This window comes from Curtobacterium sp. VKM Ac-2852 (assembly GCF_013205045.1).
Classification (GTDB): Bacteria; Actinomycetota; Actinomycetes; order Actinomycetales; family Microbacteriaceae; genus Curtobacterium; species Curtobacterium flaccumfaciens.
In genome coordinates, this window is sequence record NZ_JABMLI010000005.1 from 21180 (window position 1) to 47675 (window position 26496).

At 64.3% G+C, this 26496-nt stretch carries 17 protein-coding genes and 2 pseudogenes; 6 read left to right on the forward strand and 13 right to left on the reverse strand.

Annotated elements, in window-relative coordinates; all coding sequences use genetic code 11:
• Window positions 1–257: 257 nt before the first annotated feature.
• Both HQQ79_RS19280 and HQQ79_RS17805 read right to left on the reverse strand, forming a co-directional pair.
• A complete protein-coding gene (locus HQQ79_RS19280) occupies window positions 258–797 on the reverse strand; it encodes a thioredoxin domain-containing protein (RefSeq protein ID WP_173036075.1) in 540 nt (179 codons plus the stop codon).
• Window positions 798–2991: 2194 nt separating this feature from the next.
• Entirely contained in the window at window positions 2992–3369 is a 378-nt protein-coding gene (locus HQQ79_RS17805; protein ID WP_173036077.1) for a helix-turn-helix transcriptional regulator, read from the reverse strand.
• 210 nt (window positions 3370–3579) lie between these two features.
• On the opposite strand from HQQ79_RS17805, the gene HQQ79_RS17810 reads away from it, so the two are divergent.
• The 3 genes from HQQ79_RS17810 to HQQ79_RS19285 all read left to right on the forward strand — a co-directional run bounded on the left by HQQ79_RS17810 (window position 3580) and on the right by HQQ79_RS19285 (window position 7048).
• Window positions 3580–5322, forward strand: coding sequence for an ABC transporter permease subunit (locus tag HQQ79_RS17810; protein ID WP_173036079.1), 1743 nt, complete (start codon window positions 3580–3582; stop codon window positions 5320–5322).
• 29 nt (window positions 5323–5351) lie between these two features.
• Entirely contained in the window at window positions 5352–6707 is a 1356-nt protein-coding gene (locus tag HQQ79_RS17815) for a nitrate/sulfonate/bicarbonate ABC transporter ATP-binding protein (protein WP_173036082.1), read from the forward strand.
• 74 nt (window positions 6708–6781) lie between these two features.
• The gene (locus HQQ79_RS19285) at window positions 6782–7048 is read left to right on the forward strand and encodes an MgtC/SapB family protein (RefSeq protein ID WP_173036084.1); all 267 of its coding nucleotides are present in this window, start codon (window positions 6782–6784) and stop codon (window positions 7046–7048) included.
• Between the two features lie 1302 nt (window positions 7049–8350).
• Here HQQ79_RS19285 and HQQ79_RS17825 read toward each other — a convergent pair.
• The gene (locus tag HQQ79_RS17825; RefSeq protein ID WP_173036086.1) at window positions 8351–9049 is read right to left on the reverse strand and encodes a DsbA family protein; all 699 of its coding nucleotides are present in this window, start codon (window positions 9047–9049) and stop codon (window positions 8351–8353) included.
• A gap of 344 nt (window positions 9050–9393) precedes the next feature.
• Complete coding sequence (locus HQQ79_RS17830; protein ID WP_173036088.1) at window positions 9394–10230, reverse strand: beta-propeller fold lactonase family protein; 837 nt, start codon at window positions 10228–10230, stop codon at window positions 9394–9396.
• Between the two features lie 1803 nt (window positions 10231–12033).
• Between HQQ79_RS17830 and HQQ79_RS17835 the strand changes: the two are divergent.
• A pseudogene (locus HQQ79_RS17835) lies at window positions 12034–12150 on the forward strand (IS481 family transposase); the annotation flags it as partial.
• A 382-nt stretch (window positions 12151–12532) separates the two neighbouring features.
• On the opposite strand, the gene HQQ79_RS17840 reads toward HQQ79_RS17835, so the two are convergent.
• Genes HQQ79_RS17840 through HQQ79_RS17860 form a run of 5 tightly spaced genes read right to left on the reverse strand, consistent with a single transcriptional unit; the run spans window position 12533 to window position 18339 of the window.
• Window positions 12533–14791, reverse strand: coding sequence for a heavy metal translocating P-type ATPase (locus HQQ79_RS17840; RefSeq protein WP_173036090.1), 2259 nt, complete (start codon window positions 14789–14791; stop codon window positions 12533–12535).
• A gap of 2 nt (window positions 14792–14793) precedes the next feature.
• Window positions 14794–16890 carry a cytochrome c oxidase assembly protein gene (locus HQQ79_RS19290; RefSeq protein ID WP_173036092.1) on the reverse strand — a complete coding sequence of 699 codons (2097 nt, stop codon included), beginning with the start codon at window positions 16888–16890 and terminating at the stop codon, window positions 14794–14796.
• A complete protein-coding gene (locus HQQ79_RS17850; protein ID WP_173036094.1) occupies window positions 16883–17092 on the reverse strand; it encodes a heavy-metal-associated domain-containing protein in 210 nt (69 codons plus the stop codon). Before HQQ79_RS17850 ends, HQQ79_RS19290 begins: the two co-directional genes overlap by 8 nt.
• Before the next feature lie 40 nt (window positions 17093–17132).
• Window positions 17133–17945 carry a hypothetical protein gene (locus HQQ79_RS17855; protein WP_173036096.1) on the reverse strand — a complete coding sequence of 271 codons (813 nt, stop codon included), beginning with the start codon at window positions 17943–17945 and terminating at the stop codon, window positions 17133–17135.
• A gap of 16 nt (window positions 17946–17961) precedes the next feature.
• Window positions 17962–18339: a BlaI/MecI/CopY family transcriptional regulator gene (locus tag HQQ79_RS17860; RefSeq protein WP_173036098.1), complete on the reverse strand. Its 378-nt coding sequence runs from the start codon at window positions 18337–18339 to the stop codon at window positions 17962–17964.
• A gap of 109 nt (window positions 18340–18448) precedes the next feature.
• Here HQQ79_RS17860 and HQQ79_RS17865 point away from each other — a divergent pair, with 109 nt between their 5' ends.
• Together HQQ79_RS17865 and HQQ79_RS18840 are read left to right on the forward strand one after the other, a co-directional pair.
• Complete coding sequence (locus HQQ79_RS17865) at window positions 18449–19069, forward strand: DUF5134 domain-containing protein (RefSeq protein ID WP_173036100.1); 621 nt, start codon at window positions 18449–18451, stop codon at window positions 19067–19069.
• A 68-nt stretch (window positions 19070–19137) separates the two neighbouring features.
• Window positions 19138–20172, forward strand: a pseudogene (locus HQQ79_RS18840) (PepSY-associated TM helix domain-containing protein).
• Here HQQ79_RS18840 and HQQ79_RS17875 read toward each other — a convergent pair.
• The 4 genes from HQQ79_RS17875 to HQQ79_RS17890 all read right to left on the reverse strand — a co-directional run bounded on the left by HQQ79_RS17875 (window position 20070) and on the right by HQQ79_RS17890 (window position 26301).
• On the reverse strand, window positions 20070–20519 hold the full coding sequence (locus HQQ79_RS17875) for a hypothetical protein (protein WP_173036039.1): 450 nt from the start codon (window positions 20517–20519) through the stop codon (window positions 20070–20072). The pseudogene HQQ79_RS18840 and the gene HQQ79_RS17875 sit on opposite strands and share 103 nt — an antisense overlap.
• 134 nt (window positions 20520–20653) lie before the next feature.
• A complete protein-coding gene (locus HQQ79_RS19295) occupies window positions 20654–22444 on the reverse strand; it encodes an alpha/beta fold hydrolase (protein WP_367948129.1) in 1791 nt (596 codons plus the stop codon).
• 1098 nt (window positions 22445–23542) lie between these two features.
• The gene (locus tag HQQ79_RS17885) at window positions 23543–24847 is read right to left on the reverse strand and encodes an NRAMP family divalent metal transporter (protein ID WP_173036105.1); all 1305 of its coding nucleotides are present in this window, start codon (window positions 24845–24847) and stop codon (window positions 23543–23545) included.
• Between the two features lie 446 nt (window positions 24848–25293).
• On the reverse strand, window positions 25294–26301 hold the full coding sequence (locus tag HQQ79_RS17890) for a Fic family protein (RefSeq protein ID WP_367948130.1): 1008 nt from the start codon (window positions 26299–26301) through the stop codon (window positions 25294–25296).
• Between the last annotated feature and the right edge of the window lie 195 nt (window positions 26302–26496).

Consider the following 26496-nt stretch of genomic DNA (forward strand, 5'->3'; position numbering starts at 1 on the left):
CGTGTTCAAACGAATGACCTGTCCCACGTGGGTAGACACGTGGACAACTGCACTGTGGTCAATGTCCACGTTCTTTGGCTCTGCGACAGCATGTCCGAATGACGGCGTCATCTGCTGACCATCAGAACTAAGAGTCGGACGAGTGGGGGTCATCATCACAACAATGAGTATGAGCGCGAACGGCACTAGAACCAGCAGCCAGCCATTTAAAGGCGCTCGATTGCGTGCCGCTGTACTTCGACGCGAACGTTCGTTAATCATCGGTCAGCGCGCCGACCGTCGCGCCGAGCAGCGTCCCTGACCGCCGATTGAAAAATGTGCGGGTCGGACAGCGGCCCGTCAAACTGAACGTGGTCAATCAGGATGGTCGGCGTACCTTCGAGTGGTCCCGTTTGACCGGCAAGGTTGTGATGCAGGTCGAAATTGGTCCAGGTGCCCACGTAAGGATTGAAGGCGCGGTCGATGATGCATTTTTCGACAGAGGAGTCCTTCCTCCCGAGAGCCGAGCGCGCTGCAGCGATCGCGAGCTTGTCAGCGGCGACTTTTGTGCCTTCCTCCGGCTGTATTTTAAAGAGTTCATCACTCATGGCCACGAAGGCGTTCGGCCCGGCCGCCCCGACGCACATGGCGGCGTCAGCTGCCGTTGAGGACCACTTCGAACCAAGAGAACTGCGGTCAAGAAATGACACCGGATGCATCACCAGTGTCAGATTGCCGGCTCTGACCTGGTCTTCGATCCAGCGGTTATTGGCGAGAGTGAACTCTCGGCAGAGCGGGCAGGCGTAGTCCTCGTACACGTCAACCCGGGGCACCTTCCGATCCGCTCGCAGCGCGTTACCCCTACCGATCGCACCTCCCCCGCCCTCAAATGCGACGGCTCCGGACACAAAGCCGACCGGCGTCAGCGATGGCGCTGGTCGGTGATATCGGACAGCGATCGTCGCGACGGCCCCGACCACGACAGCCGCGGCTACCGCACCCAGGATCCAGGCGCCGCGGCTCTTCGAAACTCTTGCCACTTTGACTCCTGACTCCACAAAATATTCTGGTCGATCAGGGTACCACGGTCCAAGAGAGCCTGTCTGGAGGCTCGAGACAGCGGAGATGGCGAAGCCGTCTGCCTCGTCCTGCAACCCGGACGACAACCACCTCAGTCGACGCCAAGGATCACCGCGGCGATCTTCGCGAGCCGGTAGAACTTCGTCCGCACCTTGTGGACCCGGTCGACCGGCTCGGCGCCGAACCGCTGGCCCGCGGCGAGCGGTTACGGCCTCGAGTGGAGCACATCGCACCGTCGAGTGGCTGGTGGTGGACGTATGAGGCAAGGTCTGCGGACTGCGCATCGGCGCCCAGGCGCCGGTCGCTGTTCGGCAGGGGTCGAGCACGGGCCCGTCTTGCCGGGCGCCCGCCGTCGACCAGCCGAGGGTGCTGCGGGTCTGGTTGTTGTCCCATGCCACCGATGCCGCACCGCGGTAGCGGGCGAGGATCGTAGACAGGCAAACCGTGGCGAGAGTCTTTCGTGCCCCCTGCCGTCCCAGCCTGGTCGCACGCGGGCCGTCGATGCAGGACAGGGTGTCCAGTCCGGTGCCGCAGCAATGCCACCACGTCTCCGACTGTGCGCGTGCGCTCGTGTCCTGTGAGCCAAGCCATGACGCACCCTTTCGATCATCTCGGGCGAGGCACCCACCCTCACTTCGAGAAGACGGGGCAGCCCGGGAACCATCCGGTCAGATGCCGACCCACAAGCTCAACTTCTCGGCGTCGCGCTGTTTTCGCCCGCCGCCCATGCCAGCGACGACGACAGCACATGGGAGGGGCGGGTGCGAGAACTGCCACGAAGAAGATGAATGTCGACGTCGAAGGGGCCGGGTCGCACGTGAGTCCCTTGGTTTCAGTCTCCCCGATCGGGCGTGGGCGCCGGAGTCCTGTGGGAACATCCGGTTCGTGGTCTCCTCGTGAGGCTCGGCTCGGCTGTCCTCGCCGCGGGCACCGCAGAGTTCCGCGAACGTTGGCCGCTCCGCTCCGGCTCGGCGGGTGCGAAGCGGTGGCAGATCTCGGCGTAGTACCGGTCGCGGCGGCTTCTGCCTGCTCGAGCTGTGCGCGGAGGGCAAGGATCTCGGCCATGAGCTCCGGGGCGCCCATCTCGAACCCAACCATGTAGCCGGCCTCCCACACCTGCCTCTGGTCGTCGGTCAGTTCCCACTCGCGGACGTTCTCGATCTTGTCGGGGCGGAACCCCGACCATGCACCCGTTTCCGTGTCGGTGACGACGATCGGGGCGTTGGTCCCGAGGGCGGTCTTCCGCTCCTCGGTCTGCGCCTGATCGATGCCCTCGAGGTGCAGGTCGGTGTACTCGATACCGGCTCACCACACTCATCGACACCTCCGCGCTTCTTGCACCCCTCCTTCAGCCCGCCATCGTCCTCGTGTCCGGTCGAACTCTGGGCGAGCACGTCGTGCGCCTCAGGCCGACTCCGGTCCCGAACATCGGGAAGCGGCTGGCGCGATGGGCACTCGGATCCGGTGGGTGGGCCACGTTGCTCGCAGTCGATTTCCCTTTTTCCGGGCCTCTCGCGTTCTGTCTCGCGATCGCGTCGATCATCGCTGTGTGGAAGACACGTGGCCACCGCGGGTTCGCACTCGCTCTAACCGGAACTGACATCGAAGACGACCGGATCCCGGTATCTCGGCGCTCTCAGAACGCGTGAGTGCCTTTCGGCTCGGTCAAGGAGGCCCGCAGGCCCGGAACGGGACAATTCTGCTGCACGAACCAGCGGTGCAAGGCGAGGTTCACCGCGACGCAATCCCCCCTATCCCGCCGAACGCCATCACCGCCGACGGCCACGCAGACAACCAGAGCACCGCATCGGCTCACCGCTCATAACGTGGGTCCGGGCTGCCGTTGATCGGACTCGAATCGCGGTTCGGCTAGGACGAACCGACTGCTCGCGTTGCCCGGACCAGCGCGATCCAACGGGGGGGGCAGTGCGTTCACGCGAGGCTCGCGTCGAATCGTGGACGACGCGCGGGGCGTCGTTCATCGCGTCCTGTGGCGATGGTGCCGTCGGGGGCAATGTGGGAAAACATCTGCCGGACGACGGCAGTGATGTGTGGATCATCGATGCGGTAGAGCTGCCGGCGGCCATCCCGCCGTGCCGCAGCAACACCTGCCGCCCGCAGCTTCGCAAGGTGCTGGCTGGTCGCAGCGATCGAGGCCGAGGCTCGCTCGGCGAGGGTGGAGACGTCGGATTCACCCTCTGCGAGTAAGCACACCAGATGCAGCCTGCTTGGTGTGGCGAGTAGCTCGAATGTATCGCTGGCCGCTTCGAGCTGTTCTTGCGAGGAGGGGGTGGAGCCTTTGCTGAACATGCACCCATCATCCCTTAATTCGACGTTTGCGCAAGCGCTTGAACGCCATGTACGCTCCACCACGGCCGAACTGCGGCCCTGAGACGAGGAGGTGGTCGGTGATGAGTTCCGATCCTCATAGTTCTTACCCCCCCGATCCTGTCCCCGCTCCCCACCCGGCTCGCCTGACGTCGACAGCGGGGCTTCTCCGACTGGAGCAGTCAGATGTCCATGTCCCGTTCACTCACGTTCACTAGCCAAGGCGCGTCGCTGCAACCCAGACGGCACCCTGCTGTCGATGCCGTTGTCCTCGCGTCGGTTGCGGTCACCTTCTGGCTGATCCTAGTTTTGTCTCACGCCATCGACGCACCTTTCAACCGTTCAACCGCACCGTCGACAGTGTCCACCGATCCGTCTCAGCTGCCATACTTCGCAGCCCGGTCGCTGCTGCGCATGTTCGCGGCTCTGGCCGTGTCTCTCGTCTTCACGTTCGTTTATGCCACGATCGCCGCGAAGTCTCGGCGTGCGGAAAAGATCCTGCTGCCGCTCCTCGACATCTTGCAGTCAGTGCCGGTCCTGGCTTTCTTGTCCGTCACGGTGACAATCTGGCTCACGCTGTTCCCGCACACGCAACTCGGTCTTGAGTGCGCGAGCGTGTTCGCGATCTTCACGAGCCAGGCGTGGAACATGACCTTCTCGTTCTATCAATCGCTCGTCACGCAGCCGAAGGACCTCGACGAAGCGTCGCGGATGCTCCGCCTGACCCGGTGGCAGCGGTTCTGGCGTCTTGACGTCCCCAACGGGATGATCCCGCTCGTCTGGAACGGCATGATGAGTTTCGGTGGCGGCTGGTTCTTCCTTGTGGCGTCCGAGCTGATCTCCGTCAACAACAACACCTACGCGCTCCCGGGCATCGGAGCCTACGTCGGCGCAGCAACGGACAACGGCCAGCTGGACCGCGTGGTGCTCGCCATCGGAGTCATGGTCGTCATGGTCATCGGGGTGAACTTCTTCTTCTGGCGTCCCCTCGCTGCCTGGGCGGAGCGGTTCCGCTCCGGTGACACGACCGCGGCGACCATCCAGACAAGCCTGGTGCTGTCGTTCCTTCGCCGGTCGCACATCCCGACCATCCTTGCCCGCACGCTCCGGCCACTCGGACGTGCGCTGGACTGGATCACCCGCCCGCTTGGCATCGCCGGTCCGCCGCTTCGCGTGAATGTGCAGAAGCGACGCGCGGGAGACGTGGTCTTCCTCGTCCTCGTCCTCGCCGTCATCGCCTGGGGGGTGTTCGCGATGCTCAGCTTCATCAGCGCGAACACCGGACTCGGACAGTTCGGTGTTGCTGCGGGCCTTGGCGTCCTGACCTTCGGACGGGTGATCGTGCTGCTGATCGTCGGCACCCTCATCTGGGTTCCGATCGGAGCCTGGATCGGCCTGAGCCCAAAGGTGACCAGAATCGCGCAACCGATCGTGCAGGTGTTGGCGAGCTTCCCCGCGAACTTCCTGTTCCCATTCGCGACACTGGCCTTGATCGCCACGGGAGTGAGCCTGAACTGGGGAGGGATCCTCCTGATGTCCCTCGGTGCCCAGTGGTACATCCTCTTCAACGTGATCGCGGGCGCATCCGCTATCCCGACTGACCTCCGTGAAGCCGCGACCAGCATGCGCCTCACTCGCAGGCAGATGTGGCGTTCCCTCTACGGGCCAGCCATCTTCGGCGCGTGGGTCACCGGCAGTATTACCGCCGCCGGCGGCGCCTGGAACGCGTCCATCGTGTCCGAGGTGGTCAGCTATCGCCACACCACACTCCACGCGGCCGGCCTCGGCGCCTACATCGCGGACTCCACGACAAGCGGAGACTTCGCCAAGACCCTTGTCGGTATCACCGTCATGGCCATCTTCGTCGTCGGCTTGAACCGCCTGTTCTGGCGACGGCTCTATGGCTTCGCCGAGACCCGCTTCTCTCTCACCTGAACTCTCACCACCGGAAGGAGGCGATCACCATGACCGCCATCACCAACGCACCGGCCACCATCGAACTCATCACCGCGACCGGGATATCCATGTCTTTCCCTTCCGCGGACGGCACCACCCTGAACGTGCTCGACAACATTGACCTGACCCTGCACCAGGGAGAGATCGTTGCCCTCCTCGGGAAGTCCGGGTCGGGCAAGTCCACACTGCTGCGGACACTCGCCGGCCTGATCTCCCCGACTACCGGCGAGATTCGCTACCGCGGCGAAATCCTCAACGGAGCGAACCCTGGCACCGCGATGGTCTTCCAATCGTTCGCGCTCATGCCATGGCTGACTGTCCTGGAGAACGTCGAGCTCGGTCTCATCGCCGCCGGCGTGAGCAAACTCGTCCGCCGAGACCGCGCCCTCGCCGCAATCGATTCGATCGGCCTCGACGGCTTCGAGTCGGCATACCCCCGCGAGCTCTCCGGCGGCATGCGACAGCGCGTCGGGTTTGCTCGCGCGCTGGTCCTCCGCCCGGACGTCCTGCTGATGGACGAGCCATTCTCAGCCCTCGACGTCCTCACCAGCGAGAACCTCCGCGGTGAACTCGCATCTCTGTGGGCCCAGCCGGGATTCCCAACGAAGAGCATCTGCATCGTCACCCACAACATCGAAGAAGCGGTCCTGTTGGCAGACCGTGTCCTGGTCCTCGGATCGAACCCCGGCCACATCAAGGCAGAAGTTCCCATCACCCTGCCGCGACCTCGAGATCGTCGGAGCCCCACCTTCGACGCGGCCGTCGACAAGCTCTACGCCATCCTCACCGACCGCGAGGACGACGCCACGGTGCGAGCCGCCACAGTGGGACCGCTTTCCCACCCAATGCCCAACGCGAGCGTCGGAGGTCTCGCCGGGCTCGTGGAGATCGTCTTCGCCCACGACGGGCAGGCCGATCTTCCGGACCTCGCCGACGAGCTCTCCTTCGAAGTCGACGACCTCCTTCCGCTCGTCGACGCTGCCTGCATGCTGCAGCTGCTCAAGGTCGAAGGCGCCCAAGCATTCCTTACCGAGAGGGGCAAGGCCTGGTACACAGCCGACATCCTCGAGAGCAAGGAGATCTTCTCCGAACTCGCCGCCGAGCATGCCCCGCTCGTGCGGACGATCGTCAAGGCCCTCCGAAACAGCAACGACGGCGCGCTCCGAGACGACTTCTTCCGCGACCTGCTCCGGCGTGGCTTCAACGACGCCGACACGGAGAAGCAGCTCGACATCGCCATCGACTGGGGCCGGTACGGGGAGCTGTTCGACTACGACGCACAATCAGGTGAGCTGGTCCTCTCCGACGTCGCCGCCGCGCTCCTGGCGAAGATCGCCGAGAACAAGGCACCAGACGAGGGGTAAACCGACATGCTCGACTGGGTCGGGCCGCCGTCACCCTTCGGCTGCTGACCGGATACGGACTCGGACTCCGAGCGATGATCGGGCCGGGACGGCAATGGCGCTTACGGATGGCGGGGTTGCGCGTCAACGCACTGGTCAGTCTCGGCGCTGGCCTGTTCGTCACCACCGGCACTCGCAACATCCTCTGGCGCACCGCGGTCCAAACGCGAGTCTCCGCGCAGACCGTCTCCGACGTCCGTGTCCTTGGTGTGGGAGTGGGACTTGGTCCCGTCACGACCCTTCCAAGGGCAGACCGAAGCTGGTCCATGCGCCCAGGTACCGATCGAAAGCGCCGTCCGTGATGCAGTTCTCGACAGAACAGTCCATTCACCGGCGAGCGACCCGAGCAGCAGCGATCGATAGCCGGTGAGTATCGAATAGCGCACCCCTCCTCTGGCTAAGTTCTGAAGAGTACGTCAGTCATCGCACCGAAAACATGTGGTCTCGCCATTTCAACGCGCATAGCTGCATCGCCCGCGGTTTCTTTCCGAGAGAGCTGAGGTCGACGAAGGAGTCAGGATGCATCATCCATTTTAGACTCTCGTGTGACGTGGTCTTCAATTCGCAGGCTATTCATGCGTGCAAACTGCCGACGGAGCGAACAGGCAAAGTCCTCGTAAACGTCGACACGAAGACCCTACCGGTCGGACCGCAGAGAAGTGGCTCTGACAAGCCCCCCTCCCTTGCCGGAGAGGGCGGCCCTGCTAGCCGCGAAGCCTTCTGAAGATGCAGTAGCCTTGGGGCGCCGACAGACGCCACAAATCTTCGCGACGGATCCAACCACAATCGCAGCCACTGCAGCCAACGTCGTCAGGACCCAGAGAGCAGAAGCCCTTGAAACTGTTGCCATCGAGGCACCTTCCGCGAGTGCCAATATACTGTTCGATCAGCGTACCTCATCGCCCTGGCTGTGACAGCCAGGAAGCCGAACACTGGAGCGGAGCCCGCGGGCCGAGGGCAGGTACTGGTTCGAGAGCGCGAGGGACATTCGACGCGGCGGGCATCTCGACAATGGCCGTTGCCGCTGGGCGGCGGTAGGGCATCTGCAGTTCCGCAGGCCGTCCGTCGGCACCGAGCCGATTACTGGACGGCCGCCAGGTAACGAGCAACCAAAGTTCAGCCCGACGGGGTGCCCTGCCCTCTAATCGCTCGACCTTCCGCCTTCGGGAGGAGCTTCTCCGATCCCCGCCCCATCCGTAGTCAGACCAAAGCGCGGACTTCTGGCCGACGAGAACGACGTCCCGTTACCCACTACCCGCTACCCGCACGGAAGTTAACCTCCACGCGAAGAGCCTGCTGAGAATCAAGCATTCGTCGGGACCATCGTAGAGCGTCGTATTCGCTGCAATTCCTTCAAAGGACTTGAAAAGCCCGCTGACGTCGCAAATACTCAAAGACGACGAACATGGGAGCGGCCGAATAATATCGCTTGACCAGCCTTCATCGACGGCAGCAATCTGAGCGCAGCCTTGGAACCAACGAGGAATAGAACACAAGCTTGCCGGACGTATCAGAGAAGTTCCCGATAGCGGAACCGCCGGCATGGTGCGGCGTCTTGGGATGCACGCGAGGATACGTTACCGTCGGGCTTGAGTGTTAGCCCGTTAGTGGCTCAAGTAGAATCGTGCGAACGCCGCCGTCTGGGTGCTGCTGCCGGGAAACACATTGCCGTCTACCACAACGGTGGGTACGGTACGGATCGCCGGCAGCTGGCTCGTTGTCGGCAACGGTCCCGCCATGGCGCGCGCGGTGGACTGTTTCACCCACATCCGGTACTGAGCTGCATCGAGCTGCTCCGGAACCGAGATGCCGGCATGTCGAGCGATGTCCCGGAGCTGATTATCGGTGAGACCTGCAGTACCCTCCGAAGGCTGATAGGCGTAGATATCCTGCACAAACTCCTCCGTCTTTCGCGGGTACTTTGCGGCGACCGCTGTCAGTAGTGCCGCGGCGCGCGTCGAGTACGCAGTCCCCCTGGAGAGGCGGTCGAGGATGGCGACCGGATGGATCCGTATTGTGGCGTCGCCGTTATTTGCAGCGTTAAAGAGCATCGGGCCGGACTTTTCTTCGAAGAGCCTGCAGTAAGGGCACATGGGGTCGAGGTAGATATCGACCGCCTTTGGTCCCGAGCCAATCTGCAAGTAACCACCTTCAAAATTGACGGCACCTTCCGTGCCGGCCGCAATTGTGGCCCGTGCCGCCGGATCGGCGGTAGTTTGTGAAGGCTCGGTGGCGCAGCCCGCAAGGAGCGCTAGGGCTGAGAGCGTTGATGCCACGACGATAGCTCGTCGGGACTTGAGCATCTTGATCCTTCCGTCGAAGACTTCAAAGCATTCGCTTGGACTATCAAGCGCCTACAACCCATGATTTTACGATTACAGCCCTCGCTTGGTTCGATTCACCTCAGTTAGATGTGATCGCGAATGGCCCGCCTCCCAACAAAAGGCATCCGTGACTCGCGCTCCGAAAACCAATTCGTACAGAGTGGATGGCCGGCCAGGTGGCCGGCCATCCACTGCATAAGCAGTATTCTCCGATGTCAAATCAACCGTGGCCGTCTATTGTGCGACCAACGCGGTAAGACCCAGATAAGCGGTCGTGCGGCGCGATCCTCGCGCTTCTCGTCAGCACTAATACTTGTTCTCTTTCACCTCGACCGGACGCCATGACTGTCGGACAATGACTGTGCCAACGAGTAGACCGAAACCGTGTTGTCTTTCATGTTCGCGATATAGGCGGTCTGACCGTCAGGAGCGGCAGCGACACTCCACGGGCTGGCGCCCACGGGAATCGTGCCCAAGACCTTCCCCGACCCTGTCGAATATACCGACATCGTGTTGTCACCTGCGTTGGTCACCAAAACCTTGGTCCCATCTGGAGTGACCGTAATGCCCATCGGTTCCCAACCAGCTTCGAACGAGCTCACGTTATGAGTCGATGTATCAACGACCGACACATCGCCGCTTGTCGCGTTGGCGACGTAGACAGTCTTACCATCCGGGGCGACCGACACGCTTTCCGGGCTCACTCCGACTGTAATCGTGGAAGTAACTTTATGAGACGCGGCATCGATTACTGAAATCGTGTTACCGCTCTGATTTGCGACGTAAACAGTCTTGCCATCCGGAGCGACCGCCACACCCATCGGGTACTTACCGACGGGCACCGTAGCGACGGCCTGACGCGACTCTGTATCGATGATCGTCATCGCATTGCTGCCGTTATTCGTGACATACACAGTCTTCCCATCCGGGGCAGCCGCGACCCCCATCGGATTACCGCCGTCCTGAATGGTGTCCACGACCTTGCGTGAGCGCACATCAACTACTGAGATCGAGTCGTCGCCGCCGTTGGCCACATACAAAGTCTTCCAATTTGGAGCGACCGCAAGACCGTCGGGACCGTGCCCGACCGGGATAGTGCTTACAACCTTTTTCGACCTCGCGTCGAGTAGCGAAACCGTATCGTCATTCCAGTTGGCCACGTACACGTTTCGGGAGTGCGGACCCACCGCGACAGACATCGGCGTACTGCCGACAGGAATCGCTGGAGTTGAGTTAGTCTCAGCGAACGCCGCGGGCGCAAGACCACATGTAGCGGCGGTCAGAGCCACCACAGCGGCGAACCCGAAGCAGACTCGTCGCACCATCGCCGCACGTTGGACGGACAGTCTTTCAGCACTTGATATTGTACGCATAGAAGGTTTCTAGCAGACCTCTCCACTCGTTGCAACTGCGTAAGGCGGCAGGCCGCCAGGTGAACCACTTCGGGCCGCCTCACCGTTCGAGGGGGTACACCCCGGGTCCCCCTTATTGCGGATGGCTGACTGCCGGGACATCAGTCGCGTCCTACAACTCGGAGGGGTACGAGGTCCCACCAGGGGCTCGTTAAGGACGGCCGTCACCTGATCGAGCGATACTCCCGGCTGTCGGTCCCTAATCGCGGTGCTCCACAGCCTTGGTGACCGCTCTCACCAGTACCAACCGCGAAGAGCCCGTCTGCGCTCAACGTTCCCGAAGATGGCCATGCTTGCGCCCAACAGCCTTGGTCGCTCCTAAACGGTCCAGTCGATACGCCAGTCATTCACACCGGCGACGCGCGCTGCTATCAGGCAGGCGTCTCCGTCACCCACGGTGAGCTCCCAGATACTTTCTACGTTCTCCGTCGCACTCCCTACTCGACGTCAAATACACGACCAACTTGCCCGCGCACCGCATCAACCCGAATGCGCAGTCCCCCTTGCGGGGGCTAGCGATGGCCAGGACGCCGCGCCACGCTTGTGTGTGGCGATTCCAGCCGCAGCGGGCCAGCGACGACAAATGCGAAGACGGCGCTTCAGACCTCGCGCAACTACCATTTCAGGCCTCAGGCCCCGCACCGGGCACGGACCCAAGAGCGCAAGCGAAGGTTGAGAGAACCGTCGTTAACGAAAGGCCCCGTCAGCCGACTTGAACATCGGTTGAGCACACAAGACACCGAAACCTTGATATTTTCACCCGGGGAGGGTAAATGAAGGTCGCATCCGTATTCCTCATTTCGACGGCTGCTGCACTGGCAATCTCCGCAACAGCTCCGGCAAGCGCGCCAGTCCTCTCAAGTCCCACAAAGAGCGCCACGCGCTCCGCCTCGCAGATTCATGCAGTGGGGCGGCCTGCACAGGTCGAGTTCTTCGGGGCTACTGGACCAAAGGAAGGTTACTCGGGAGTAACGGTGCGCAGGTCCGGCAAGTTGGTGGACGGCGGTTGGTTTGCCGACCTATACCCGAACGCCAAATTCCGCCACTCTTTGGACGCGGAGGAAGAATCGGGCTCCTATACGACCTCTTTCTACGTAGACACCAATATGGGTCCCGGTCCAGCACTCGCGATTCCTTCCATTGGGTGCCGCGTGCTTGATGCTAATGGCCAGCAGATCTCCGAAAACACCGCGCGGAACCAGTCCACGATTACTTGCAGCTACACCCAGCCTTAACCACCCAATACGGAGCTCCGGGCTATCCACCCAGGGACCATAGATGGGATTGTGATCGCGTCAAGGGCCACTGCCCGCCAAATCCTACGCCGTGAATTATCCCCGCGAGCCATTTCCCTCAAAAACTGGCGTGAGCCGACTGGCCTCTAAGGCGCGTAGATTGTGCAGGCTCCCACTGAGGGACAGCGTGGACCGGAGACAGGTCGGGAAAGAGTGCTCGCGGCGGCGGATATTTCGGGCCACAGCTGCCGAATTCACCAATAACGGCTGTCACGGCGCGTCGTTCGCAATCGAATGTACCTACGGGTAGCACATCACCAGCAGCCAAGATCGTGCCGACGCACTTGCGCCCTGGATCGAGCGCTACAACACTGGTCGGACCCACTCGAGCCACGGGCTCACGCTCGCAGCCCGACTGGTACCAACGTGGTGACTCAGGACGCCTAGTCGCCTGTCTTGGCGGCAAACAGGCTCCCCAGAGTCACTGACACGTCTACGGATGCTTCTCTGAAGGCGCCGTTGAGTCCTCTCCGGCATGGCCCTCTGAACCTCAGTGGACCGGTGGGGCGGGTGGATGCCAGCCCGATCAGGGTCGCCGTCCGGTGCCCCGTGGCCGGTCGGCTGCCGGATGAGCTCAACCCCACCGTGACCAACATTGCTGTCGAGGCCACCTTGATGACGCACTTCAATGCGCTTCGCTCTGAGTTGTAGCTTCCCACCGGACTCGCGCTCCCGCCTCGCTTCCGCACGCTCTTTCCCCGTGGAGCGTCAGTTCCCGCATGCTCCCCCTCCCCACCCTTTCCACAGACGGCGGACTACGGCCGATGGAACGACCGCAGCCGAAGGCTGTTCGAGACGACGAGTGTGGATGACAGCGCCATCGCGGCGGCGGCGATGAGTGGGTTGAGCATGCCCGCGGCAGCAAGCGGGATCGCGGCGATGTTGTACCCGAACGCCCACACGAGGTTGATGCGGATGGTGCGGAGGGTCGTGCGGGAGAGCTGGACCGCGTCGACGACGGCGCGGAGGTCCTCGCGGACGATGATGACGTCGGCGGCCTTCATGGCGATGTCGGTGCCCTGCACAACGGCGACGCCAAGCGTTGCGGTTGCGAGGGCGGCGGAGTCGTTGACGCCGTCACCGACCATCGCGACATGGTGTCCAGCTGCTTGGAGCTGGGCGATGCGTTCAGCCTTCTCGTCCGGGAGAACGCGGGCAATGACCTCGTCGACGCCAACCTCCACACCAACAGCAGTGGCCGTGGTCTCGGAGTCTCCGGAGAGCAGGACGGTGCGGAGCCCGAGGGCGCGCAGCTGGGCGACGGCCTCGGCGGCGCCGGAACGCAGCGTGTCCCGGACGGTGAGTACTGCGGCTACTTCCCGGTCGACGGCGAGCAGCACCACGGTCGCACCGCCCCCTTCGCACTGCTCGACAACCGCAGCTACACGATCGTCGACGGCAACGCCTGATTGCTCGAGGAGCTCGCGGCGGCCGATCACACAGTGGCGGGTGCCGATAATTCCGGCGGCTCCAAGCCCGGTGTGCGCGGTGAACGCCGCGACCGGCTCCAGCGTGCCGAGCTGGTTGCTGGCTGCGGTGGTGATCGCCTTCCCGATGGGGTGTTCCGACGCCGCCTCGAGTGCGCCGGCGAGGGCGAGAGCGGTGTCGGCGTCCTCGGTGAAGGTGTCGATGGCAGTGAGGGTCATTTGGCCGGTGGTGAGGGTACCGGTCTTGTCGAGGACGACGGTGTCGATGCGGCCGCTTGCTTCGAGGGTGCCAGGGCCCTTGATGAGGATGCCGAGCTGGCCGCCGCGGCCAACACCCACCATGAGCGCTGTCGGGGTCGCCAGGCCGAGTGCGCAGGGGCAGGCGATGATGAGGACCGCGACACCGTTCGCGATTGCGGTGCCGGCGGCGGCGCCGCTGATGAGCCAACCAGCGGCGACGAGGATCGCGATGCCGATCACGACGGGGACGAACACGCTCGTGACACGGTCGACGGTGCGCTGTATCGCGGCCTTGCGTCGTTGGGCGTCGTCGGCGACGGCGGCCATCTGCGCGAGGCGGGTGCGAGTGCCGACCGCGTCGGTGCGGATGATGAGCCGGCCGCCCTGCACCAGCGTGCCGCCGATGACCGTCGTTCCTGCGGTGGCTTCGATGGGGATGGACTCACCGGTCATCGCGGAGACGTCAAGCGTCGCGGCCCCGTCGGTGACGGTGCCATCGACGGGGATGCGGCCACCGGGGCGGACGACGACGAGGTTCCCAACCCGGACAGCGCTGAGCGGGACGGTCTTCTCCTCCCCGTCCGTGAGGAGTTGCGCTTCGGTGACGCCGAGGTCGCCGATGGCTTCGAGGACGTCGGCGGCGCGGCGGCGGCTGCGGCTCTCGAAGTACCGGCCGGCGAGTTGGAAGGTGACCATGCCGGCGGCGACGTCGAGGTAGATCGAGTCCGCGCCAGCCGGAGTCCTTCCGAACCCGAGCCAGTACCCGGGAGTGGTGGCGGGGTCAACGAGGAGCGTCCAGAGCGCCCATCCGAAGGACACCACGACGCCGAGCGAGACCAGGGTGTCCATGCTGGTGCTGCGGTGCCTGAGGCGACGGAGCGTGGCCTTGTGGAACGGCCAGGCCGCCCAGGTCACGATCGGGACGGCGAGGAGGACGCACAGTGCCTGCCAGCCGGGAAACCGCCATGCGGGGACGAGGGCGAGGATGATCGTGATGTCGCACAGCGGGATCGTCAGCAGCGCCGCGACAGCGAGCCGACGGCGGAGGGTCGTGGTGCGGGTCTCTGCGGCGCGGGCGGACCAGGCGTCGTCACCTGGGGTGTGGACGGCGGCGGTGTAGCCGGCGCGTTCGACCTGCGCGATCGCGGTGGCGGCATCGTCGGGGCCGAGACCTGCGACGGTGGCGCGTTCGGTGGCGAAGTTCACGGAAGCGGTGACACCGTCGAGCTTGCCGAGCTTGCGTTCGATCGCGTTGGCGCAGGCAGAGCAGGTCATCCCACCGATGTCGAGCTCGAGCCGCTGCTCGTTTTCCTGGTCGGTGCGGGACGGCCTTGTGGTGGTGGTCACGGCTACTCCCGGTGGTCGGTGACGGTCAGCGTCGGCCGGTGATCGGCGCCCTCATGCTCGGTTGTCCCCGCTGGTCCGGCGGATGGTCTTGGGTCAGGCTGCGTTGCGGCTGCTGTGGTGTCGCGGGTGGTGAGCTTGCTGAGCATGGCGTTGTACTGCTCGTAGTCGTCGTCGAGGCCCCGGTCCGCGTGCCGGTCCATGCGCTTCGCCTGCCGGGCGTCCTGCTTCGACCACTGGGTGACGAGGGCGATGACGACCACCAGGAGCGGGAGTTCGCCGGCCGCCCAGGCGACGCCACCGGCGACGTACTGGTCGTGGGCGAGGCTGCCGATCCACGGGACGTCGAGGTACTGGAAATAGGTGCCAGCGAGGAGGTCCGTGCTCGTCATCACGACGACGCCGAAGAATGCGTGGAACGGCATGGCGGCCAGGACGAGGCCGAGCTTGCCGATGTGTGGCAACGGTCGGGGTGGTGCGTCGACGCCGATGATGAGGGCGTAGAAGACATACCCGATGGCGAGGTAGTGCAGTGTCATCGCCTGATGCGCCCAGTGGTATCGCATGGCCCAGTCGAAGAACGGGGTGAGGTAGATGGCGTAGTACGAACCAACGAACACGGCGAGGACGTACATCGGGTTGTACGTCATCCTCAGCAGCTTCGAGTGTGTCAGCGCCACCAGCCACTCGTGGGGGCCGGCGAAGGTGTCGCGGCGGTGGGCGGTAGTGGCGCGGAGGAACAGGGTGATGGGTCCGCCGAGGACGAGCAGCAGCGGGCCGAGCATGTTCAGGCTCATGTGCAGGCCCATGTGCACGGCGAACGACGCCGACGAGTACGGACCGACCCCGGACGAGGTGGTGAGAATCACCGAGACCCAGCCGAGCATCCACGCGCTCGTGCGCCCGTTCGACCAGCGATCACCGCGCTTCCGGAGCCGGATGACGGCGGCCGCGTAGGCAGCGATGCCCACGATGGAAATGACGAGGAAGAGGATGTTCACCCGGCCAGCTGTCCACAGCGTGATCGGAGTGAGCGGTGTGTTCACCTGGTAGCCGAGGAACAGCTGCTGCCCGTCGGTCGGGACGAAGTACACCGGCGGCGGGATCCGCGCCATGACGACCCCGATCCCCACCGCAATGATGAGCGCCGCGAGCAGCGCAGCCGGTGCGATGCGGGTGGCGAACCAGGCACGGCGCAGCAGGATCGGTCCGGCGACCACGGCGACGAGCAGCAGCTGCACGGCGAAGAGGATCCCAGTGGGCGCGGCCCAGGGTGCCGTGCCGGCGAGTTCGACGGCGGCGATGATCACCGATCCGGCGGTCCAGATGATCCACACGGTGAGAGCGAGGATGCGATGGCGTCTGACTGTCGCGGTCCCGGGTCGGTTCGCTCGCCAGCGGCGGGTGAGAACGGCGGTCGCGCCGATCCAGATGCCGAGCGCGGGGGTGGCGAACATGGCGGCGTCGCCGCCGAAGTCGTGGTTCGGACCGACAAGGACCTGCGTCACCAGGACCGGTGCGAGCAGACCGACCGCTCCGATGCCGGTCAGGAGCATGGTGCTGACCCAGCTGCGAACGAGGTACGCGGCGACGAGGATCGTCACCGCGATGCAGCCGACGACGATCCACGCACCGGGCAGGTAGCTCGCCTGCACGAGGTAGCCGATCGCGCCCGGGGTGAGGAGCTTCGTCAGCGGCACCCCACCGGCATCGGCGGCGTCGACAGGGACCAGCAGCACCGCGGCGATCAGCCAGATAGTCGCCGCGGGGCGGACCAGGCGGAGGTCGCGGTGATTGTCGATGAGGGTGCGGGAACGGCGCGGCGTGAGGAACGCTGCAGCGAAGAGCACTCCGACGGTGAGGCCGCCAGTCATGTCTGCGGTGAGGCGGAGCAGGGCGCTCAGCATTGAGGTGAGCATGCCCGGGTAGCCGCGACTTAGCCGGTCGTACGAGGAGGACCCGAGCATGCCCACCGCGACCACGACGATGGCGACCGCGATGATCGCGCCTACCCACGGCAGCGCGCGCACCACCGTGCCCGGCCGTGGCGCAGCGGTCGCCGGCGCTGCCCGGTCGAGTGTGGCTGGGGCGGTGTCAGGCACTGGCGAGCTCGTAGCCTGCCTCGTCGATCGCCTCGGCGACCGCCGCCGCGTCCGGCTCGGCCTGTGCGGTCACGACAACAAGTCCGGTAGCGGCGTCTGCGGTGACGGATTCGACACCGGCGATCGCTTCGACTTCGCCGGTGACACGGCGTTCACAGTGCTCGCAGGTCATCCCGACGACGTGGTACTCGAAGCGCTCCATGCACCCATTCTACAAAACGTAGAAGGTAGTGGGAGCTCGGTCAGTGGGGGCGAACGAGTGGGGCGAGGCGACGGCGATGCGGCCACGTCTTCACCGTGGCGCCAGCCAACCGGGCGGCGCGAAGCGCGAGACCCGGGTTCGGGTCGATGCGGTCCATCAGCGTCAGCGCGTTGCAGACTGTTGCGGGGCCGCAGACACGAACTGCGGCGTCATCGGCTACAAGCTCGATCAGAAGTGCAACTGTGCGCCGAAACTCTTGAGCAGTCCGGAGCCTCGGGAACGCTGCCGCGTTCAGGGCTGCGATCCGGGCGATGAAGTCATGGCGGCCGAGGACGTGGGAGCGCTCGTGCTCGATCACAGCACGGACGCAGCCGCGGGGCATCGCATCCTCGACGCCGGTCGAGATCAGCACGCGACCGTCGGCAGTGGAGCAAGCGATCGGATCCGCGGATCGGAGATACGCGACCTCCTGCCCACCGATCCGTTCGACTCGCACCGTGGAGCGCGCGACCAGGAGCGTGACCGCGACGTCGGTGCGGTGCTTCGCCGCTGATATCGGTTCCGCGTTCGCGACGAGGAGCGCGGCAACGCCCCCGGCAACGCCGAGGCCGCACCAGGCAAAGAGGCCAGCGGCGGGAGCGCCGAGTCCGTGCAGGTGCGCGTTCGACGCGACCATAACCGCGGCGATCCCCACGCTCAGCAGCAGCGACCCGGCAGCAACGATCAATGCCGTCATCCAGGAGCGGAGCGCGATCTGCGGGTGGCGGAGCCACCAGGTACCGCGAGCGAAGAGGAACGGCGCGAGCAGGGTGACCACGACTGCGAGGACAACGAGCGCAAGGACGGTGATCACGCCGCCGATTCTTGCATTACACGCGTGCGGGGTCGATCCCCGCCGCACCGAGCGCGGCTCGGAGCACATCAAGGTCCTCAGCGCCGAGCGCGCCGGCGAAGCGTTGCAGGACCGCCGTGCGGTCGCTGGAGCGACCGAGCACTTCCGCCATCGAGTCGGCCGTCTCAGCCGGGTCAACCCTGTTTGCCCGATACGCCTTCGCAGTGGGGTCCCGTTCCACGAGGCCTTTCTTCTCCAACCGAGCCAGGACGGTCAGCACCGTCGTCGATGCCAGCGGGTCACCGTCCTTAGCGAGAGCGTCCCGGACCTGCCGGCCGGTCTGCGCGCCCTCCTGCGCCCAGAGCAGCTGCAGCACACTTGCCTCGAGAGACCCATGCGCTCGACGCGGGCTCACTGGCGCTCACCAACTCTCTCGACCATGCGGCGATTCTACATAAAGTAGAGGTACGCTTCTACAACTTGTAGAATGATGCCGCCTGCCCTTGCGAGAGAGGTTCCCGTTCGTGTCAAACAGCTTGCCGCTGTCCGTTCTCCTCACAGTACTGTTCACCGTGACGGCCCTCGGGTACCTCGGCTTCTCGTTCCGACCCAGCAGCACCGGAGTGTCACGGGTGAGCGATGTCTTCCACGTGCTGATGAGCGTCGCGATGCTGGCGATGCCGTGGTCGTTGGGGATGACGCTCGCCCCGCCGACGCTGCAGATCATCGTCTTCGCTCTCGCCACAGTGTTCTACCTCGTCCTGACACTGGGAAGCGGCCGGTACGGCAGCCATGAGCACCATGGGCCGGGCGGTTCGGGGCGGCTGGTTCTGGGCTACCACGTGGTGATGATGGCGGCGATGGTCGTCATGGGCGTGATGATGCTGCCGGTGGCGGGCGGGGCGTCGATGTCGATGCCGGAGATGGACATGACCGGTCGCGGGCACAGCGTGCACGCCTCCTGGTCCGGTTGGACGCCGATTGCCTGGATCCTCGTCGTCGTGTTCGCGGTCGCGACCGTCTGGCTGCTGGTGCGCCTGATCGCGTCGGCGCGGATTCGGCAACACCCCCTGGCGCGCCTAGATGGCGTGCTCTTGCTGGTGATGAGTGCCGGCATGGCGCTCGCGTTCATCCCCACGAGCTGAGGACCGAGAAAGGCGTGACCGCCACCGGCGATCGTCCCACAACCACCGTCCTTACGGCAGGCGCCAGCGTGCCGGCGTCCGTACAGCCGGGGAACACGCAGCGGGGCTGGTTTGGGCAGTTCCTGCTGCGCCTGCACTTCTACGCCGGGCTCTTCATCGGCCCGTTCATCCTCATCGCCGCGCTCTCCGGCGCCGTGTACGCGCTCGGCCCGACGATCGAGCAGGGCATGTACCGGCACGAACTCACCGCAGCGTCGACTGCTGCCGCGAAGCCGCTCGCGGACCAGATCGACGCCGCGCAGGCCTACATCGACCAGCACCACCCGAAGGACACCGTCGCCGCCGTCCGCCCAGCACCCGCACAGGGCGCCACGACACGGGTGATGTAAGCCGAAGCCGGGCTGATGGACTCGCAGAACCGTGCGATCTTCATCGACCCCGGCACCGCTAAGGTCCGCGGCGACCTGCTCGTGTACGGCACCTCCGGGGCGCTGCCGTTCCGCACCTGGGTGGACACGTTCCACCGGTCTCTGTTCCTCGGCGACGTCGGCCGGCTCTACAGCGAAACAGCCGCGTCCTGGCTCGGCGTCGTCGCCCTTGCCGGTCTCGGCCTGTGGGTGATACGGATCCGGAAGATACGCGCAAAGCGCGACATGGTCGGTCCTGCATGTGGTGTCCGCGGCTACCGGCGAATCTTCTCTTGGCAAGCCTCGACTCAGCCTCGTGCACCGCGTCTCCTGAACGCGGTGCACGAACGACTCAGTTTCTCCCCGGCCCTCCTATCAGACTGCCAAGGCGGTAGCAGCCGCCGCCCCGGCCCCTGCTGCCATGTCAAGTGCTCCCATTTCCGCAAGAAGTTGGGCCCCTGCGAATGCTGCCAACGCCATGGCTGCGAAGGACATCGTTTGAATGGGGGTCCGGACAAACGATGGTGCCGTGGTTCGCGTCAGTGGTCGGTCAGCTGTGGCCTGTGCGAGCAACTGTTGCGTCATGTCGATAGTCATTTTGCTTCCTCTTCTTCTCTTATTTTCAACTCACCGCTTTGTGCAGCGAGAGGAATGTACCCCGACGTGAACGGAATAGTAATGTCGCCACCCTCGTAACCATTGTTCCGCACAATGCAGAACTGGAACCCGATCGCAGCCGGTTCAATCATCTGCACCTTCATACGAACGTGTTCAGCGAGTAACCGATACATCGATCGCTGACTGAAGTCATCGGGAAATTGCTCTAGCTGCTGTAGGAACAGATTCGTGACATCCAGGAGGGCTTTGCTACGACGACGATCAGGGAAGAATATGAGCTGACGGAGCTTACGCTCAGGGTAGCTAGTTAATGCCACCCACTCGGATGGTGTTTCAAAGGCGTCGAGCGAGCGCACGAACAGCAGAACATCCGTCGTCATCGGACGGGGAGCAAAGAAGCGCCAGTCAGGTACCAATTCATCCATGAAGGGTTGCAGACCACGCACGTGCGGCAGGAGCGCGACGGAACGATTAGGGTGCTGGCGGAGGAGCGTGAGAACGAGGAGCGCACATGACGCACACGTGAAACACCAGTGAGCAGCGACAACAACACGATGCTTCATCCGCGGTCCTGGGCGTGTTCGAGGTACTTGACGTGTTCAAGAATGATGTCAGTCACCGCTCGGGCGTGTTCGGGTGCACTGAGGAGCGAATGATGAGAAGAACCGTCAATCACGTGGTGGGGGCGCCTGGGATCTGCCAACGCATCGGAAGTTCGTTGACGAAACACACCGGGCGAGAATATGTCGACACCTTGGCTTGAAACTACACCCGGGACTCCGTTCGTGGCCCACCCATCCAGAACTACCCGGAATAGATGGGCCGTCCGTCGCCACCAAGATGGGGTTCGTTGCAGATCCGAGGAACGTCGACGGGCCGGCTCTGGAAGCCCAGCCCCCCGCTCCGGCCGGCGGAGAGACCAGCCGCCAGAGAGGAACAACGTTGATGGAAATAGGTATAGAGATCGCAGGATTGCGTTCGTGGAAGCGTTTGTATCTACTGTTGCAGGATTCGTTGGATCGACCCGAATAACGCTGAATACTGACTCCGGCACGAGGTCAGCGATAGAGCCGGCAAGACACGCACCGAGCGAGTGCCCGACCAGCACCACCCGCTCCGGAAGAGTCGAAGCGAATTCGCTTATGCCGAGAAGCGCTGTATCCAGTCCACCGGCCGTAAGCGTCTGCCCGCCAAGTACGTCGGCCAGGACGATCACGCGTGCTGCGCTCGAGAGCCGTGTAGCCCATCGCACTAGGTCCTGTTCGCTCGAACCAAGACCTGGAAGGAGGACGAAGCAGAGATCGCTTGCCAGGTCAGAGCAGTATTCTTCGAATCGAACCGTTGTCCCCTCTTTCGTCTGATGAGAGCGCAATAATGCCTTCGCGCGTCGATAGCGGTGCTCCCGACGGGCTGAACTTATTGCGCCGAGGGTACAGCCGATTCCGATTGTGCCAGCGAACAGACGTGGGAGCACTTGATCGGCTGCCCCCACGCGACGCGACCCGAAGACATAAGGGACTGCGACCAGCATCGCAGGGAATGCGGTGGTAAATCGGCCAAGTCCCATCGTGATTCCGACAGTAACATGAAAGCAAGCCGCGATTGCGGTTAACAGCCAGGTCAGCGGTGCGCAACGCGCGAACACCAGCATGAATGCACATTCGAAGCCGAGTACGCTACAGCTCAGCACACGAGCGACTCGAGGGTGGGAATGCAATATCTGCCACGACCGACCGTCTCCGTACGCGCGTGTTCTCATTACCCCGAGCAGAGCTTCGCCGCTCCTCCAATCCGGATTGGGGAGCTTAGTCCACCCCGCAGCCTGGTAGGCAAGGGTTGCCTGGAGCGCAAGATGGGAAAGGGCAACGTCAGTCGCACGTGGCGTGCCGAAGATGCGAGCCGCGCCGATAGCTATTGCCGCCTGCATGGTGGCATTGTCCGACCCATCGGAGCCGCGGCGGGTGCGCGGCCCAAGAAGGAGCTGTGCGAGCGCGGAACCTATTTGAAGGGCCCCAGAAATACGGGGGTTGGCGCGTCCCGATAGAACCACAATCGCAATGACCCCCTTGGACAGCGTCAGCGTGAAGCTAACCACGCGGTTTGACACGACGTCGAAAAGTCGGAAAGCTCCCGCCGGCAGCATCTGACGCTGAGTCTCGCGCACTACCTGCCAGTCGTTTAGGCCCCCTCTACGACGGTCTCCCCCGTTTGTGACATATTCAGACACGCTGGCGAGAACCGTGACAGCTGTCAAGCACTCCGCCATGCGCAGTGTGCGGCCCCGGTCGAGAGTCAGCGCTTTTGAGAAGCCAGATGTCGCGCCACGCAACATGTTCCGGAGTATCTGCATCGATTGATGATGGATCGCAAAACTGCCGACCCACTGAATTTCACCCTGTCATTCATGAAAATACTCATAGGTCGGAATCCAATATTCCACGCGTTTCATGCTGTGGGATAATCATCAGTCGCGGTTATAGTCGGCCGTACTGCGAAAGCCAGTTGATCGGGTCCCGGACGTCCGTACGCTGCCGAAGGCTTCAAGGCAGATAATGGGGCCGTAGGCCCGGCAGGACCGGCGCTCCGTCGCCGGATCCATCAGCACCGAAGGCGCGCCAAGGGTGTGGTGCGGGCCACCTCTAGGTGTGGCGGCATGTCGGCCACACCCCGACCGCCCGCATGCGCTCACCCGTTCCCGCGCGCGTGGCTGGTCGCCGCGGTAGCGGGCACTTCGATGTCGTCGTTGTCGCTCTCCCAGAACACGGAACTCTTCCGCCCCGGGTCTGATGGAGGCTCTCGACCCACGGGAGGAGGAGAGTTATGGGAGCACCGAGGAAGTACCCGGAGGAGCTTCAGGGGCGAGCGGTCCGGCTCGGTGAGCAGTTGGGCCATTGGTCACGACGTCCGCGGCGATCTGGAGCGGCGCTGGAGGTCGGCCGCCCTGGACGCCGATGAGCACGAAGGACGCGGCTCCGACCGCGACGGGCGCCTCGTCCGAAGGCCAGCGGTGCGGGACCGGTACTGCCGCTTGAGCCTGATGGGGCCACCGCTCTCGGCGGCGAGCAGCCCATCGAGGCTGTATTCGAGATCGATAGGTGACATGGTCGCGATCTTCCCCGGGTCGCCCTGCCGTCGACTTTTGTGCTCCCGAATCAGACGGCGCCGGCGGGCGCAGGTGTCAGGACCCCATCGCGAAGTGTGCCCAGCCGAGCGGAGGTCGCCAAAGTCGGCCGCCAACGACGGGAGGGGAACAACTGGTGGAGCGCTCCGGAAGTCAAACCCGACGAAGTCCCCAGATGGGGAGGCGCCCCATACGGGTGCTACCCCGTGGGAGCGGAGGCAACAGCCTTCCGGTATCGTTCACGGCCATTGCCACCCGGAGTCTCGGCTGCTTCTGCCCCTGCCATATCGGTCCGGGGTCTGCGCTATCGGGGCTCCGGTGTCGGGGTCAGCCGAGCAGGCCGAGTGCGCCGGGGACCGAGTACAAGCTGAAGCCGATCACGATCAGGGCGAGCACCGTCACGAGCCAGCGGTACAGGCCACGCATTCGCTGTTCCGGCGGAAGCGCCCGACGCTCAAGCAGCAGAAGGAAGCTGAGCACAATCGGCAGCAACAGTGCGTTCATCACCTCGACATCGACGGCGAGCCGGACAAGGTCGAGGCTCGACAGCACGATGACGGCGCCGACCACATGCGTCAGGGCGTACACGACGAAGAACCGCCGGTTGCTGCGGTCCAACCCACCATTCAGCGAGTGCTTCCATCCGAGGACGTCCGCGATGCCCCAAGAGCCAGCGAGGGAGACGACGATCGCAGCCACGAGCGCCCCGCCGAGGATCGCCAGACCCACCAGGACCCGAGCAGGGACGTTGCCGAGCGCGGGCTCCAACGCCCTGGCGATGTCGCCGACGGTACCGAGCTGCGCGGACGCACCGACACCACCCTTCCAAACGGTCGCGGCCAGGGTGATGATCACTACGATCATGACCCCCTGCGTGAGGACGGAGCCGAACCCGGTATCCCGCCGTTCACGACCGAGGTCCCGGACAGTCAGTCCCTTGTCGATGACCGCGGTCTGCTGGTAGAAGATCATCCATGGCATGATCACCGCGCCGACGTTCGCGGCGAGCAGGTACATGTAGTCGTGGTCCGAGAGGGGGAGTGCGGTGAAGTGCCGAGCGAGTTCGTTCCAGGACGGGTGGGCGAGGAGCATCGCCGGCACGAAGGCCAGCTGCCCCAGTCCGACGACGATGCCGATGCGCTCGACCCGCCGGTAGCTGCCGAGCATCGCGACGACCACCAGCGCGAGGGTGATGACCGGCACCGTGATCCAACGTGAGACGCCGAAGAGTTCCCCGACGCCGGCGATCCCAGCGAACTCGGTCAGCAGCGCCCCGACCGCGGACAGGACGAGAGTGCCCGCCGAGACCCAGGCCCAGCGTCCGCCGAAGTACTGCCGGATGAGCTGCCCGTGACCCTTCTGCGTGACGACCCCGAGCCGGACGGTGATCTCCTGCACCATGAACAGGATCGGGATGAGCACGAGCTGAGGGAGCACCATCGTGTAGCCCCACTGTGCCCCGGACTCTGCCGCCGTGATGAGGCAGCCGGCGTCCGTGTCGGCGAGCATCACGATGAGACCGGGACCCCACACCGCGAGGAGGCCACGGCGACGCGGCGGCATCGGGTCGCCGTGTCGGTCCGCGGCCGGCGCGGCGAGTTCGACGGGTGGGGCGGTGGTGTTCTCGAGCATGGAATCGAAGGTAAGGGTAACCTAACCGCCATAACCATAGGAGTTCATGAAGCTGCTTGCACTGCCTTTGAGGATCGCGAGCTACAGGTATGAGAGTGGTACCTGCAGCGGTCCCTCACGACGGGTGTCCGGTAAGGACAGACGCTAACGACTACAAACAGATCGGCGTCTGCACCGCGTTTCGCGTCCGTCGACTTGCAACCAAACCGGACGAAGGTCCGACGGATGCGTCGCCGACCAGCCAAGCCGTAGTTCTACGGGTAGACCCCATCACCACACCTCATGGGGAGTGGTGTCCCGTGGTTCTGGGGTGCCAAAGCGTTCTTCTGCGACACATGCGCGCAAGGGTCTTGTGGTCGTACACCACGGCCAGCGACAACCGTTCGTCGTCGGTCACGTGAGGCCCGCTCTCGATCGTGTCGCAGTGCTCGCGCGGACACGGCGTCTCAGGCGGCGCGAAGGCGGCTGATGCGTTCGCGGATGCGAGCGTCGAGATCCCCGAACTCGTCCAGCACATCCATGGCCGCGTATGCACGGTCTCGCTTCCGGTCCGTCACAGCTTCAACGACCTGTGCCTCCTCGAGGGCCCGCACACCGCGGTAAACGCTGCGCTCGGGAACGTCGCCGAGCTCGTCGACGAGCTGCTCGACGGTGAATACCGGCAACGTCAGGAGGACCGGCAGGATCCGCTGAGCAGCACTCCCCGCTCTGGGCGCGGCCCGCTCTCGCCAAGCGTCGACATAGCCGGCGAAGGCTCGCGCCGTACCGCGGGCCTCCCGTGCGGCCGTCTCGACGCAGAGCGCCAGATCGGTGACGATCGCCTCGGCGTTACCGGCTCGGTACGCAGTCAGGAGGGAGAAGTAGTGCGTCGTGTCGGCGGCGAGGGCGCTGGCGACCGGAAGGACCGTGTGCGGCGTGACACCTCGCCGGCGGAGGATCGCACCGATGAGCGCCCGACCGATGCGGCCGTTGCCGTCAGTAAACGGGTGGATGCTCTCGAATTGGGCGTGCGCGATCGCCGCCTGGGTGACGGATTCGACGTCGTCGCGGTTGGCGAACACGATGAGGTCCTCGAGAAGCGCGGGGACCTCCTCCGGCGGCGGCGGGACGTAGAGCGCGCCGCGAGGTGAGTGCTGGGAGCCGCCGATCCAATTCTGCACGTCGCGGACCCGGCCGGCGTAGGGGCGCTCTGTAAGGTCCGGGTCGTTCCGCATGAGTGCCTTGTGTGCGGCGAGGATCTCAGCAATGGTGATCGTCGTGCTCGAGGCGTCGATGAGCTTCGTGATCGCAGCGCCCGCGGCGACCATCGACATCGCGGAGGTGTTCTCCTTCAGTCCGCCGATCGCGCGAGCGAACGCTCGAGGCGTCGCCTCGACGTGCTCGATGCGACTCGACGCGACCGACTCCATGCGGATCAGGAACCCGGCCAAGGGGCTCAGCACGCCGTCGGCCACGCGCTCGAGGTCGGCCGCTTCGTAGCGGGCACGGGCGAGGTCCCGCTCTGCGATGACGGGAACGTCGACATCAGCGATCGTCGGCGGGATGGAGACGGTGACCTCGGTGAAGGTTCGGTCGTCGCGGGTGCCGCGACGGCTCGTGCTCGTCCAGGGGACGACGCGTGTCGTGTGCACTGGCCAATCAGTCACCGC